The following is a 13,315-nucleotide window of genomic DNA, read 5'->3' as shown; positions in this document are numbered from 1 at the left end:
GTCGAGTTCGGCGACCAGATAGCTGTAGAGGTCCGGAAAGAACGCTAGAGATCACCATCGGTGGCCGCTTTCGGCTCAATAGCGTCGGCAGACGCCGGTGTCTGGCAACACTCGATCCGGACATCGTCATCATGGAGCCTGCCAGATGCCAGAACCGCCAGTTAAAGTATAAAGTCCGCCGTGGTCGCGCTGTTGAGTCCGACTATCTGGATGGCGAATTCGGCGGCGCTGTCGGCATCGGTATTGCCGTAGAGCACGCCCCCAGAAAGCTTCAACTGGCCGGCCGCACTGAAGGCTGCGGTACTGCCGATGATCGAGGTGAAGGCTTCATTGGTGGCCGTCGCCGTGATGGCATCGAGCGTCGACAGATCGATCTTGTCGGCTCCCTGGACGAAGTCGCTGATGATGTCCCAGGTGGAGCTGGTCAGCCCCGTTTCAGCGACGGCGTTGAAGTCGAAGATGTCGTTGCCGGCGCCGCCGGTGAGAACATCCTTGCCCATCCCGCCGATCAGGATGTCATTGCCGGCGCCGCCGTTCAGCTGGTTGGCGGCGGCGCTGCCCGTGAGGGTGTCGTTGTAGTTGGAGCCCGTGAGGTTTTCCATGCCCAGCAGGGTGTCCGAGCCTGAGCCGCCGGTGGCCTGGGCCGTGGTCACGGCCAGGCTGGCGGTGACGGCGCTGCCGGCATAGAGGTAGGAGGCGGTGTCGACGCCGGTGCTGCCATTGAGCACGTTGTTGCCGGCGCCGGCATAGAGGGTGTTGTTGAGGCTGTTGCCTGACAAGGCGGCGGCCCCGGTGGCGAGGACCCGACCGTATTCGACATTGGCGCCGAGGGTGTAGGCGCCGAGAGAACTGTAGACCGTGTCGCTGCCGCCGGTGCCGGCCGTGGCATTGGTTTCGATAACGACGTCGCCCGCGTTGTCGACGTAGTAGAGGTCGGAGCCATCACCGCCTGTCATCCTGTCAACGCCTGCGCCGCCATCCAGAACGTCATTGCCCGCCCCCCCGTCGAGGGTATCGTTACCGCTGCCACCGTTCAGAAAGTTGGCCGCGGCGTTGCCCGTGAGCGTGTCGTTGTAGTTGGAGCCGGTGAGGTTTTCGATGGCGATCAGGGTGTCTGAGCCCGAGCCGCCGGTGGCCTGGGCCGTGGTCACGGCGAGGCTGACGCTGACGGCACTGCCGGCATAGAGCCAGGACGCCGTATCGACGCCGGTGCCGCCATCGAGGACGTTGTTGCCGGTCCCGTCGTAGAGGGTGTTGTTGAGGCCGTTGCCCGTGAGGGCGGCGACCCCGGTGGCGAGGATGCGACCGTTCTCGACATTGTCGCCGAGGGTGTAGGCGCCGAGAGCGCTGTAGACCGTGTCGCTGCCGCCGCTGCTGGCCGTGGCATTGGTTTCAACCACGGCGTCGCTGGCGTTGTCGACGTAGAAAATGTCGGAGCCATCGCCGCCGGTCATGCCGTCGGCGCCAGTGCCGCCATTCAAGATGTCATTGCCCGCACCACCGGCGAGCGTATCGTTTCCGGCACCACCGCTCAGCAGGTTGGCGGCGGCGTTGCCCGTGAGCGTGTCGTCGTAGCTGGAACCAGTGAGGTTTTCGATAGCGATCAGGGTGTCGGCGCCCGAGCCGCCGGTGGCCTGGGCCGTGGTCACGGCCAGGCTGGCGGTGATTGCGCTGGCGGCATAGATGTAGGAGGCGGTGTCGACGCCGGTACCACCATTGAGGACGTTGTTGCCGACCCCGGCATAGAGGGTGTTGTCGAGGCCGTTACCCGTCAGGCCGGCGATCCCGGTGGCGAGGACGCGCCCGTTCTCGACGTTGGCACCGAGGGTGTAGGCGTTGAGAAAGCTGTAGACCGTGTCGCTGCCGCCGGTGCTGGCCGTGGCATTGGTTTCAACCACGACGTCAGCCGCGTTGTCGACGTAGTAGATGTCGGAACCATCATCCCCCGTCATCCTGTCGACGCCTGCGCCGCCATTCAAAAAGTCATTGCCGGCACCGCCGTAGAGGTGATTGGTGGCGGCGTTGCCGGTCAGTGTGTTGGCGAGATCGTTACCGGTGCCTGTGAGCGCTGCGCTGCCCGTGAGGGTCAGGTTCTCCTGGTAGTTGCCGAGGGTGCGGCTGACGCTGGAAACGACGGTGTCGACGCCGCCGGCGGCGGAGGTTTCGCTGACCACGTCGCTGGCATGGTCGACGTAGTAGATGTCATTGCCCAGGCCGCCGATCATCACATCGGCGCCGGCACCGCCATTGAGCGTGTTGGCGGCAGCGTTACCGGTCAGCGTGTTGGCGAGGCCGTTACCGGTGCCATTGATCGCCGAAGTTCCGGTAAGCGTCAGGTTCTCCAGGTTGGCCCCCAGCACCCAGCTCACCGCCGACTTGACCGTGTCAGTGCCGGCACCCAGCTCTTCACGAAGTTGAATCAGGCTGTCGCCCACTGCATAAGTATCATTGCCAGCGCCCCCGGCCAGCAGCATGTTGCCCTGACCGTTCAGCGTGTCATCAGCGCTCCCGCCAGTGACCTCCAGCCGTACCGCGGTGCCATCGGCACTGAAGCGCTGGACATGGACACCGTCATTGACATGACTGGACTGTCCTTGAGACACCCAAGTCACCGCCCAGCCGCCGTCTTCCAGAGACGTGACCTTGGCGACAACCTGATAGCCGTCGGTGGTGGTGTTGACCAGCGTTTCGCCACCGACGGTTTGGCCCGCGGCATTGTAGCGCTGGGCATAGATAGCCATATCGCTGCCATCCTGCGCGCCGCCCGCTTCCCAGGTCACCACCCAGCCGCCATCAGCCAATGCCGTTACATCGGAGAAACTCTGAGACTGAGTGGCATAGTCAGGGCTGTTTATGACGTGGGTTTCACCGCCGACCGCCTGACCATTGGCGTTATAGCGCTGGAAGTAGATATCGCTACCATTGGCAGCTACGCTGAAGGATGACCAGCTCACCAGCCAGCCACCATCGTTCAAGGCCGTGACCGCAGGAAAGTACTGGTCATTCAGCGTATTGGTGTTTACCTGAGTTTCGCTGCCTACCCTGTTACCTGTTGCATCGTAACGCTGGGCATAAATATCGAAGAGGTTGTCGCCCGGGTGAGTCGCATGCCAGGTCACCAGCCAGCCACCGTCCTTCAGGGCCGTCACGTCAGAGCTGCCGTGTACGATCTGATTATCCCCAGTCGTCGTGTTGACCTGGGTTTCCCCCCCCCCACAGCCGTGCCCGCTGCGTTATAGCGTTGGGACTCGATCGTGAAGTTATTGCCAGCGACGTCCCGGGACATCCATACCACCAGCCAACCACCGTCATTCAGTGCTGTAACAGCCGGGCTGTCCTGGCTTTCAACCGTGTGGGTATTGACGCGCCATTCATCGCCCATGGGATCACCAGCCGCGCTGAACCGCCGGGCATAGATGTCACCACTCCCCCCAGTGTAGAACCAGGTAACCACCCAGCCACCGTCAGCCAGCCCGGCGACATCGGAATTTTGCTGAGCGTATAGCGAATTCAAAGGCGCGACAGTAATCTCATCGCCCAGCTTCTCGCCTGCTGCACTGTAACGTTGGATTAAAATATCGCCCGAATCAGAGGACTGCATGGACACCAGCCACCCACCGTCGGCCAGTCCGGTAATGGAGATACTGTCCACAGTCATCGGCGTCAGCGTACTGACCCGGCTTTCACCGCCCGCCTTGACGCTCAGAACCCTGTCGGCGAATTGCAGGCTTTCGATATTGCGCAGGTAATCGGTACCCTCATCGCCATCAGCGACATTCAGGTCGGTGATCGTCAGCTGGCCGTTGCTCCATCCAAAACGGTAGTCGCCGGCGTTGCCCGTATAGATAGCCGTATCCTGGCCCGCGCCGCCGTCGAGGGTGTCGTTTCCTGCGGCGCCCGTCATGCTGTCAGGTCCACTTGTCCCTGAGAGGTTATCGTTTTCCGTTGTGCCGATGACTGTGGCCAAAGTTGATTTCCTTTCTTCCAGGTAGCAGGTGGAGCCCAGGCAATGGCGTGTTCACTGAACGCTGCCGGACGGGTTTGAATCGTGCAGGACACTTTATAGAGATGCACTGAAACAGCATAGTGGCCTATTGCTGTTAGGGTTGGGGCCGCTGTGACCGCCTGATCACAGTTCCTTCAGGAAGCCCAGTAGCAGTTCATTCACCTCTGTCGCGCGTTCTCGTTGTATCCAGTGACCGGCCTCTTCAAGGATATGGCAGCCGCGCAGTCCTGGCAGTGTCTGCGCGAAGGCTTCGATCTGCCGCGCGGAGCCCGGAAACTTCAGTACGCCGTCGCGGCTTCCGGCAATGAACATCGACGGCTGGCGGATGATGCAGTCGCGCCAGGGCGCCAGCAGTGCCCATGAGCGTGTCATGTTGCGGTACCAGTTCAAGCCGCCGCGAAATCCGCTGCGGGTGAATTCGCGGGTGTAGTAGGCGATGTCGTCGAGGCTCAGCCAGGCCGGCAAGGTGTCGGGCTCGATCATCCGTCCCAGGAAGCCTTTGCCCGGCAGCAACTGGCCGAACACAGGCCAGTCGGGCCCGTCACCCGAGCCATTGAAGTAGATCCGCCGCAGCGACGACTCGACATCCCTTTCCAGTTCGGCCTCGGCCACACCCGGTGTCTGGAAATACTGGATATAGAAGTCGCTGATACCCCGCGAGGCCAGCGCGCTCAGGAGTTCCACACGGCCCGGCGGCGAGAAGGGCACGCTCATGCCGACCACTGCGCGGAACATGTCGGGTCGCATCATGGCTGCGCTCCAGGCCACCAGTGCGCCCCAGTCATGACCGACGATCACGGCTTGCCGTTCGCCGAGTGCGTTGACCAGCTCCACCATGTCGCCGACCAGGTGCAGGGTGGTGTAGGCGTCAGGCTCGGCGGGGGCTTGCGTGCCGCCATAGCCGCGCATGTCGGGCGCGACCGCTCTATAACCGGCCCCCGCCAGCGCAGCGAGCTGATGGCGCCACGAATACCACAGCTCCGGGAAGCCGTGGCATAGCAGCACCAACGGCCCTGAACCCTGGGACGCTATCTGCATGCGGATGCCGTTGATGTCGAGTATTTCCAGGTGGGGCTCGTTCATGTGTGCTTCCTGCAAATCAAGCGATGGACTCCAGCAACCGTGGCAGATTCACCAGCGCCTGCTGCTTGCAGACAGAGAGCCGATGCAGCTGAGCCAGTTTGCCGGTGTCGGTTTCTTTCAAGCCCCTGACCACCGAGGTCAGGAAATACAGGCGCGACTGCCTGATCCAGCGGGTCAGGTCTTCGCGCTCTGCCCAGCGTAGTTGGTTACCCAGGTTGACCGCCCACATCCTGAGCCAGTCCGTGGGGAGGTGAGGCGGGGGGACCATGGTGCACAGCGCGTTCATTTGCGCCTGATCGGCCAGGTGGCTTTCGACATAAGCGATCAGGGCCGCGCTGAACAAGGGTTGGCAGCTGCTGATCATCAACAGGTTGATCTTGCTCGCCTCGAACACCGTCATCTCGGGCAGTGACGGGATGGCACTGGCGCTGCAGTCGATGTGCAGGGCATCCGGGCGGGTGGCGATGCTGCCCTGATCGAGCACGATGCGCGTTGGCTCGATCACCTGCACCTTGCCCAGGCGCACGATGTTGTCGATGCGCCGCAGCTCGCGCAGTTCTGTCTGGGTGACGGTGGCGCAGCGATAAGCCGTGGGTTCGACCGACGTGTCCAGGCGCAGCAACTGGCCGGACGCCTCAAGCCTGGCGAACAGGTCAGGGATCGAGTCAGCGGCCGCGATGGCCTCGAATTGTGCCGTGAGGCCGCCGATGGTTCGTTCGAAGTTATCGAGGCCGGGTTGCAGGTTGGCCCGGTCGATCAGCCATGGATCGCTCGGCATGATCCAGCAGATTTTTGCCGGCTCGACAGCGTTTTGCAGAAGCCACAGGCAAGCGTCGATCCCGGTCTTGCCCGCTCCCACCACAACGTAGCCCGCGTGTGGGTGCTCGATCTTCGGCAGGTGGTTGGGTGGCACGCATTGCGCGCCGGGCTCCACCCTGAACCTGGGCGGGTGGGTCGAGGGAACTGCCGTCTGGGTGTGGGTGGCGTCGACCAGCTTTTTGTGCACCCGCACCCGATGGCGTGTGCCGCTGACCAGCGAGGCAAAGCGGTGGTCGTCAAGGCGATCGCCGGTGTAGTTGCACATGGGGAAGTAACGGACTCGACCTGACGGCAAAAACTGCTGGTTCATCACCTGGTCGAAGTAGCTCAACACCTCGGCGCCGGAGGCCATCTCGTGCAAGCCCTCGTTCAGTTTCGCAGGGTGTTTCGTTGCGTTGTCCAGTTCGCGTGAGTTGACGCCATAAAAGGCCGAGGGTTGGTGCAGCCGCACGAAAGGGTAGGCATCGTTCCAGTGCCCGCCAGGCCGGTCGTGTCGATCCACGATCACGATGTGTGCTGTCGTTTCCTTGAGCAGTGTATCGACGAAAGCCATGGCCATCGCGCCAGCACCGATGACCAGATAGTCGGTTTCGATCAGATTTTCTTCCATATGCATGTGCCTTTCGTCCCCCCTCGACCTGAGTAGAGTAGCTAGCAATACCCGGCCCAATAGAACGAATGCGTATCACGAGCACAACCGATGGAAGGTTTTCATGCGCAAAGCGCTGCAGTCTCGATAATCAAGGGCCCGGACTGGCGTATCCGGGCTTCGATCTGCCGCGCCTACAGGCAGTACTGGCTGGTGGGCAGCACGTCGATCTTGTCGAAATCAAGGAAGCGGCTGCAGCTGTCCATCATCGTGGCCAGGTTGCGCTGGAATTTCGCATCGTCGCCCACTGCATCGAAAAAGGCCTGGGGATCGGTCATGGCTGCCGGCGGAAAACATTCTTCGACTATGGCATCGATCCGTGGGGCGCCGTGGGTCAGTGCCAGCACCACCAGGTTTTGCACGTACTGGAAGTTGTCTTGGGTATCCACGGCCACCGCTGTGTGATGGTTGCGCCAGATATCCAGCCAGGCCTCGGGGGTCAGGCGTGGCGGGCGGGTCAGCAGGGCCAGCTGGGCAAACCCGTGGGTACGCTCACCGGGCGTCGCGGGGAAGCGCGTATTGGCGATGGCCACCGATTCGCAGACCAGGTAGGCGGCCATGCGCGCCGTTACCGCATTGATCACGTCATCGAAAGGGCGACGTGCCGGGCCGTTGGCACTGTCCAGCCACAGCGACAGGCTGCCATCGGGCAATGGTCGGTTGTTTTCCTGGCGCAGGCCGGCTGCAGGCTGCACATGTGCGTCGCACAGGTTCAATTGCACGCCACGGGCACCGAGTGCCTGCAATTGCCCGGCGACCTCACTGCGCAGGCGGTGGGCGAAGGTAGCAGGACTGACTTGAGTATCACGCCACAGCAGGTAGATGACTTTTTCCATCGCTATCGAGCTCCTCGTTGCGGTTGATGGCTGGACCCGCCGTCGTGCTGCCTGGTCCGTCCGAATGGTCTGGCCCGCATGCGGGAAACCCTCTGGCGCCATAGTCAATCAAGGTCAGCCCCCGGTAATACCTCAAACAGACTATTGACCAACAATGAGGGGGTAATGGCCACGCTCGACGTCGGGCAGCCCTGCAGCTAAGCTTTCGTGCGCTGGGGCGGCAGTCAGAAGTGTTGCCTTGGAGCGTCTATTTCGGGCAAGGGAGCCTGCGCCATGAGTGCACAACAGAGTCATTACAGCCCGCCGACCCTCCTGGTGGTCGATGACACACCCGATAACCTGATGCTGATGACTGATCTGCTCAAGGATCGCTACCGGGTCAAGGCCGCCAACAGCGGTGAAAAGGCTCTACGCGTACTTCAGGGCGACACGCTTCCGGACCTTATCCTGCTTGATGTGATGATGCCTGGGCTATCGGGCCATGAGGTGGCGCAGCAGCTAAAGCGCGACCCGCGTACCCGCGATATCCCGATCATCTTTCTGACGGCCATGGCCGCCACCGAAGACGAGATCCTTGGCCTGGAGCTGGGCGCCGTCGACTACATCACCAAACCGATCAGGCCGGCGCTGGTCCTGGCGCGGGTGGATACCCAGCTCAAGCTCAAGGCCGCTCAAGCATTCCTGCGTGATCACAACGACTATCTGGAAAAGGAAGTGGCACGCCGGACCCGCGAGGTGAGTGCGATCCAGGATGTGGCCATCCAGGCCATGGCTTCACTGGCCGAGACTCGCGATAACGAAACGGGCAACCATATCCGGCGGACCCAGCACTACATCAAGGTGCTGGCCGAGCATCTGCGTGATCATCCGCGTTTCAGTCATTTTCTTACCGACGACACCATCGCCTTGCTGTTCAAGTCGGCGCCGCTGCACGACATCGGCAAAATCGGCATTCCCGACCATATCCTGCTCAAGCCGGGACGCTACACCGAGGAAGAGTTCGAAATCATGAAGACTCATACGACGCTTGGGCGTGACGCCATCCAGCATGCCGAGGACCAACTTGGCATTCGCGCCGAGTTCCTCAGCCTGGCCAAGGAAATTGCCTACAGTCACCAGGAGAAGTGGGACGGTAGCGGCTATCCCCAAGCGCTGGCCGGTGACGACATCCCCATCAGCGCCCGGTTGATGGCAGTGGCGGACGTCTATGACGCGTTGATCAGCCGTCGGGTCTATAAATCGGGGATGCCCCATGGGCAGGCAGTCGAGATCATTCGTCAGGGGCGAGGAACGCACTTCGATCCGGACGTCTGCGATGCCTTCCTCGATTGCGTTGAACAGTTCCAGACCATTGCCGCGCGTTTCGTCGATACCGATCAGGACATGGCCGCCAAGCGGGCGGCCCTGGAGCGTACCGGCCAGACTCCGTGAACCCGCTGTTACCCCTTTGTCAGTGTTTTCACCAGGTCCTTGAGGATAGTCATGGCCCGATTGCGCAACCTGCTTGAGCGCCTGGCGCTGCTTCACAAACTGATCCTTGGTTTCGCTGCGCTGCTGCTGTTGGTGCTGGTGCTCGGCGTGCAAAGCCTGCGTACCCAGCAATCGCTGAAGCAGGACATGCAGAACCTCTATCTGCAGGAACTGGTCGGCATGGAGCACCTGCAGGAAGCACGGGTGCTCCTGCCGCAAATGATGCAAGGATTGCAGCGCGCGGTGGGCACCGACAGCGCACAGATTCGCGTCGAATCCCTGCAGCGGTTGCGTGATACCCAAGACCGCCTGCAGCAGTCTGTGGCCCAAGCAAAAGTGACCCTCAAGCGTGCGGAAAACCTGGCGCGTCTGGCTGAATTCGACCTGCTGCTGCAACAATTGCAGGGCCAAAGCGACCGGGCCTTCGTGTTGATCGATCAGGGCCAGCAGAGCAAGGCGCTGTTGTTGCTCAACAGCACCGAGTTCCAGCAAATCGCCGAGCAGGCCGACGCCCTTTTGTATGCGATCGCCCAGATCAAGGAAGCCTCGATTCGCGACACGGCCAAGGACATCGCCGAGTTTGCCGAGCACAGCACCATGCTCACTTATGTACTGTTGTTCGGTGGCTTGTCGCTGGCGTTGCTGTTGTCCTGGGTCGTCAGCCAGTCGATTCGCAATCCGCTCAACCGGGTGCGGGTGGCGGTCGATCACTTGGCCTCGGGGCAGCTCGATCAACCGATTCCCCACACCGACCTGAACAACGAAACGGGCGACCTGGCGCGCGCCATCGCCAAACTGCAGACCGAGTCCCAACAGCTTGAGCGTCAACGCTGGATCAAGGCGCATACCGCACAATTGCAGGTCGATCTGCAGCAGGCAGAAACGCCGGAGGAACTGGCGCAGGTGTTCCTGCAATGTTTGGCGAGCCTGCACGGAATTTGCCAAGGGGTGCTGTACAGCGCACAGGAGGACGCCGGGACGCTGCAGCTGATGGGGCGTTATGCCACCGATCCCGAGCGGCCACCCGAGGCGCAAGTCATGTTCGGCGATGGCCTGCTGGGGCAGTGCGCGGTGGATCGCCTGCCACGTCAGTTTCAGGCGATGCCGGAGCAATACTGGCGCTTGCGCTCGCCGCTGGGCGAGGTCCCGGCCCGTTGCCTGCTACTGCAACCCATTGTGCGTGGCGAGCGCTTGCTGGGAGTGCTCGAACTGGCTGGCCTGGAACCTTTGGGCGAGCGCGAAATGCTGCTGTTGCAGGAAGCTACCCCGCGTTTGGCCGCGGCCATGGCGATTCTGGAGCGTAATCAGGCGGTCAAGACCCTGTTGGCCGAAACCCGGCGCCAGGCCAATGAAATGTCGGCACAGGCGCTGCAACTGGAGCAGCAGGCGCAAGCACTCGAATCCCAGCAATCGGCGTTGCGCGCGACCGAGGCCTGGTATCGCGGGATTATCGAAGCTGCGCCGGACGGCATGCTGGTGGTGGATGCCGAAGGACAAATCCTGCGCACCAATCGCCAACTGGATCAGCTGTTCGGCTATAGCGCCGGCGAGCTGCTCGGCGAGTCCATCGATCGCCTGGTGCCGTTGGCCAGTCGAGGGCGCCACGTGGCACTGCGCAAGGGCTTCATGGCCCACGGCGAAACCCGCCAGATGGGCGCCAACCTCGACGACCTGCAAGGCGTGCGCAAGGACGGCAGTCTGTTCTCGGCAGAGATCAGCCTGTCGCACCTGCCGAGCCTGGAGGGGGGTGGTGCATGCGTGTGCGCATCGGTGCGTGACGTGAGCGAACGCCGTCATCTGCAGGCGGCACTCAAGGCCAGCGAGGCACAGTTGCGCTCGGTCCTGGACAGCAGCCCGGTGGCCATGGTGATCAGAGACGTCGATGGCCGTCCGACCTACTGTAATCCGCAGTTCGACAGCTTGTTCGGAACGCGTCTGGCTGAGCTCGAGGGTGTGGATCCGGGGCAGTTCTGGGTCGACCCTGCGGCGCACCAGCGCTTTCTTGAAGCGGCATCGCAAGGTCCGGTGCTGAACTTCGAGACGACCCTGCAACGTGCCACAGGCGGGCGCGTCGACGTTCTGGTTTCGTCTGTCGCGATGACGCCGGGAGAGCGGGGCATGGGGGCCAACTGGTACTTCGACATCACCGCGCGCAAGATCGCCGAGGCCGAGGTGCAGCGCGCACGCGAGGCCGCGGAAGAGGCGACCCGGGCCAAGAGCAATTTCCTCGCCACCATGAGTCATGAGATCCGCACGCCGATGAACGCCATCATCGGCATGAGCTACCTGGCACTGCGAACCGAACTCGACCACCGCCAGCGCAACTACATCGAAAAGGTCCATCGTTCAGCGGAATACCTGCTGGTGATCATCAACGACATCCTCGACTTCTCCAGGATCGAGGCCGGCAAGATGCACCTGGAGCACATTCCCTTCCACCTCGAGGACGTGCTCGACGGCTTTGCCAGCATGATTGGACTGAAAGCCGAGGACAAAGGCCTGGAGTTGCTGTTCAGCACCGATGCCGAACTGCCGACTGCCTTGATCGGCGATCCATTGCGTCTCGGCCAGGTGCTGATCAATCTGGGCAACAATGCGACGAAGTTCACCGAGCAGGGCGAGATCGTGCTCGGAGTAGAGCGGCGAGGTTCGGCAGCAGAGCAGGTGCAATTGCATTTCTGGGTACGTGACAGCGGGATTGGCATGAGCACCGAACAGTGCTCGCGCCTGTTTCAACCGTTCAGCCAGGCCGATAGCTCGACCACCCGCAAGTATGGTGGCACGGGGTTGGGCCTGGCCATCTCCCGGCATCTGGTGGAGTTGATGGGCGGTCACATCTGGGTCGAGAGCGAGCCGGGCCAGGGCTCCACTTTTCATTTCGAGGTGAGCCTGGGCGTGCAGCGCGACAGCCAGTTGCGGCGCATGGTGACTGCCGATGAGTTGCTGGGCAGCCGTGTATTGGTGGTCGATGACAACGCCAGCGCGCGCGAGATCTTGTCCAGCATGGCGCGTAGCTTTGGCGTGGAGGTGGACGTCGCGCACAGTGGCCGGGCCGCACTGGACATGCTGCTGGAGGCTGAGGCGAAGACACTGCCCTATGATCTGGTGCTGATGGATTGGCGCATGCCGGGCATGGATGGTGTGGAGACGGTACGGCAGATGCGTGCCGCCAAACTGGCGCAAACGCCGTCGGTGATCATGGTCACGGCGTTCGGTCGCGAGGAGGCTCGTGAAGTGGCCAGCCGGCACGGCATTCAACTGCCGGTGGTCCTGACCAAACCGGTGACGCCGTCCACTTTGCTTGAGGCGCTGGGCACAGTGCTCGGCAAGATACCCCAGGCCGATACCCGCACCAGCGAACGACTCGGTCAGAGCGCCAGCGCCATGGCCAGCCTGCGTGGCGCGCGATTGCTGTTGGTGGAAGACAATGAGCTGAACCGCGAGCTCGCCTGTGAACTGCTGGAAAGCGCCGGTATCGAGCTGTGTCTGGCCGTTCACGGCGCAGAAGCGCTTGAGCAACTGGCGCGTGACGCCGACTTCGATGGCGTGTTGATGGACTGCCAGATGCCGGTGATGGACGGTTATACCGCGACCCGCAAGATACGTGAGCAGCCACGCTGGGCGAACCTGCCGGTGATCGCCATGACGGCCAACGCCATGGCGGGAGACCGTGAGCGGGCGCTGTCCTGCGGCATGAACGACCACATCTCCAAGCCCTTGAACGTCGAGGATATGTTCGCCACGATCGCCAAGTGGATACATCCGCGTCCTGACCGTGGCGCGGTGTCGGCGGAAGTTTCGCCGGTCACCACGGCGTCAGCGACGAGCCTGCCCGCCAGCCTTCCCGGTATTGATTTGAAAGCGGGCCTGGGCACCTGCATGGGCAAGGTTGAACTCTACCTGCGCCTGCTGCGCAAGTTTCGCTCCAGCCACCAGGCTTTTTGCAGCGAATTCCTCGCTGCCCGAGGCCCGGGCGATCCTTTGGCGGCTGCCAGGCTGGCCCATACCTTGCGAGGCACGGCGGGCAACATTGGTGCCGTTGCAGTGGCGAACGCGGCCGCTGCGCTGGAGCAGGCGTGCCAAAGCGCTGGCGCCGAGCAAGCGCTGGCCGAGCGGCTGGCGGAGGTTGAACGCCACCTGACACCGGTGCTGGAAGGACTATCGGTACTCGGCGAAGCGACATCGTCCGCAGACTCATCAACCACGCCACTCGACAGCGCATGGCATGTGCAATTGGCCCACACCCGGTCTCTGCTGGCCGAGAGCGACACCCAGGCCCTGACGGCCTTGCTCAAACTCCAGGGGCTGGCTTCGGACCCGAAGATGGCCGAGCAGTTGCACCGGGTTGTCGAGCAAGCGCAGTGCTTCGATTTCGATCAGGCGCTGGAGCTACTGGAAAGCCTGTCCTGATCAAGTTGGTGGATCACCTGGACGGTGGGTCGCGCAATGCCT

General features: G+C 62.3%; 7 protein-coding genes. 2 read left to right on the top strand and 5 right to left on the bottom strand.

The features are described 5' to 3' along the window. Nucleotides 1-161: 161 nt before the first annotated feature. The 5 genes from AB4O16_RS03695 to AB4O16_RS03675 all read right to left on the bottom strand — a co-directional run bounded on the left by AB4O16_RS03695 (nucleotide 162) and on the right by AB4O16_RS03675 (nucleotide 7,393). Complete coding sequence (locus AB4O16_RS03695) at nucleotides 162-3,149, bottom strand: beta strand repeat-containing protein (protein ID WP_460157020.1); 2,988 nt, start codon at nucleotides 3,147-3,149, stop codon at nucleotides 162-164. Then, on the bottom strand, nucleotides 3,146-3,967 hold the full coding sequence (locus AB4O16_RS03690; RefSeq protein ID WP_460157019.1) for a hypothetical protein: 822 nt from the start codon (nucleotides 3,965-3,967) through the stop codon (nucleotides 3,146-3,148). The genes AB4O16_RS03695 and AB4O16_RS03690 overlap by 4 nt, the downstream gene beginning before the upstream one ends. A gap of 162 nt (nucleotides 3,968-4,129) precedes the next feature. Next, nucleotides 4,130-5,089 carry an alpha/beta fold hydrolase gene (locus AB4O16_RS03685; RefSeq protein ID WP_460157018.1) on the bottom strand — a complete coding sequence of 320 codons (960 nt, stop codon included), beginning with the start codon at nucleotides 5,087-5,089 and terminating at the stop codon, nucleotides 4,130-4,132. A 16-nt stretch (nucleotides 5,090-5,105) separates the two neighbouring features. Further along, nucleotides 5,106-6,518, bottom strand: a complete 1,413-nt coding sequence (locus AB4O16_RS03680) for an NAD(P)/FAD-dependent oxidoreductase (RefSeq protein ID WP_460158029.1) — start codon at nucleotides 6,516-6,518, stop codon at nucleotides 5,106-5,108. Between the two features lie 173 nt (nucleotides 6,519-6,691). Further along, on the bottom strand, nucleotides 6,692-7,393 hold the full coding sequence (locus AB4O16_RS03675; RefSeq protein WP_160386330.1) for an EthD domain-containing protein: 702 nt from the start codon (nucleotides 7,391-7,393) through the stop codon (nucleotides 6,692-6,694). 273 nt (nucleotides 7,394-7,666) lie between these two features. Here AB4O16_RS03675 and AB4O16_RS03670 point away from each other — a divergent pair, with 273 nt between their 5' ends. After that, complete coding sequence (locus tag AB4O16_RS03670; RefSeq protein WP_460157017.1) at nucleotides 7,667-8,824, top strand: HD-GYP domain-containing protein; 1,158 nt, start codon at nucleotides 7,667-7,669, stop codon at nucleotides 8,822-8,824. A gap of 51 nt (nucleotides 8,825-8,875) precedes the next feature. Next, on the top strand, nucleotides 8,876-13,273 hold the full coding sequence (locus tag AB4O16_RS03665) for a response regulator (RefSeq protein ID WP_460157016.1): 4,398 nt from the start codon (nucleotides 8,876-8,878) through the stop codon (nucleotides 13,271-13,273). The last annotated feature ends 42 nt before the right edge of the window (nucleotides 13,274-13,315 follow it).

Source organism: Pseudomonas sp. S2_H10 (assembly GCF_054668285.1).
Note: the sequence above shows the minus strand (reverse complement) of the source record. Positions and strands in the feature narration are given on the sequence as shown.

Excerpts from the sequence above, each read along its gene's own strand:
- AB4O16_RS03685 (WP_460157018.1), bottom strand. The coding sequence starts at position 5,089 with ATGAACGAGCCCCACCTGGAAATACTCGACATCAACGGCATCCGCATG.
- AB4O16_RS03680 (WP_460158029.1), bottom strand. The coding sequence starts at position 6,518 with ATGGAAGAAAATCTGATCGAAACCGACTATCTGGTCATCGGTGCTGGC.
- AB4O16_RS03670 (WP_460157017.1), top strand. The coding sequence starts at position 7,667 with ATGAGTGCACAACAGAGTCATTACAGCCCGCCGACCCTCCTGGTGGTC.
- AB4O16_RS03665 (WP_460157016.1), top strand. The coding sequence starts at position 8,876 with ATGGCCCGATTGCGCAACCTGCTTGAGCGCCTGGCGCTGCTTCACAAA.
- AB4O16_RS03675 (WP_160386330.1), bottom strand. The coding sequence starts at position 7,393 with ATGGAAAAAGTCATCTACCTGCTGTGGCGTGATACTCAAGTCAGTCCT.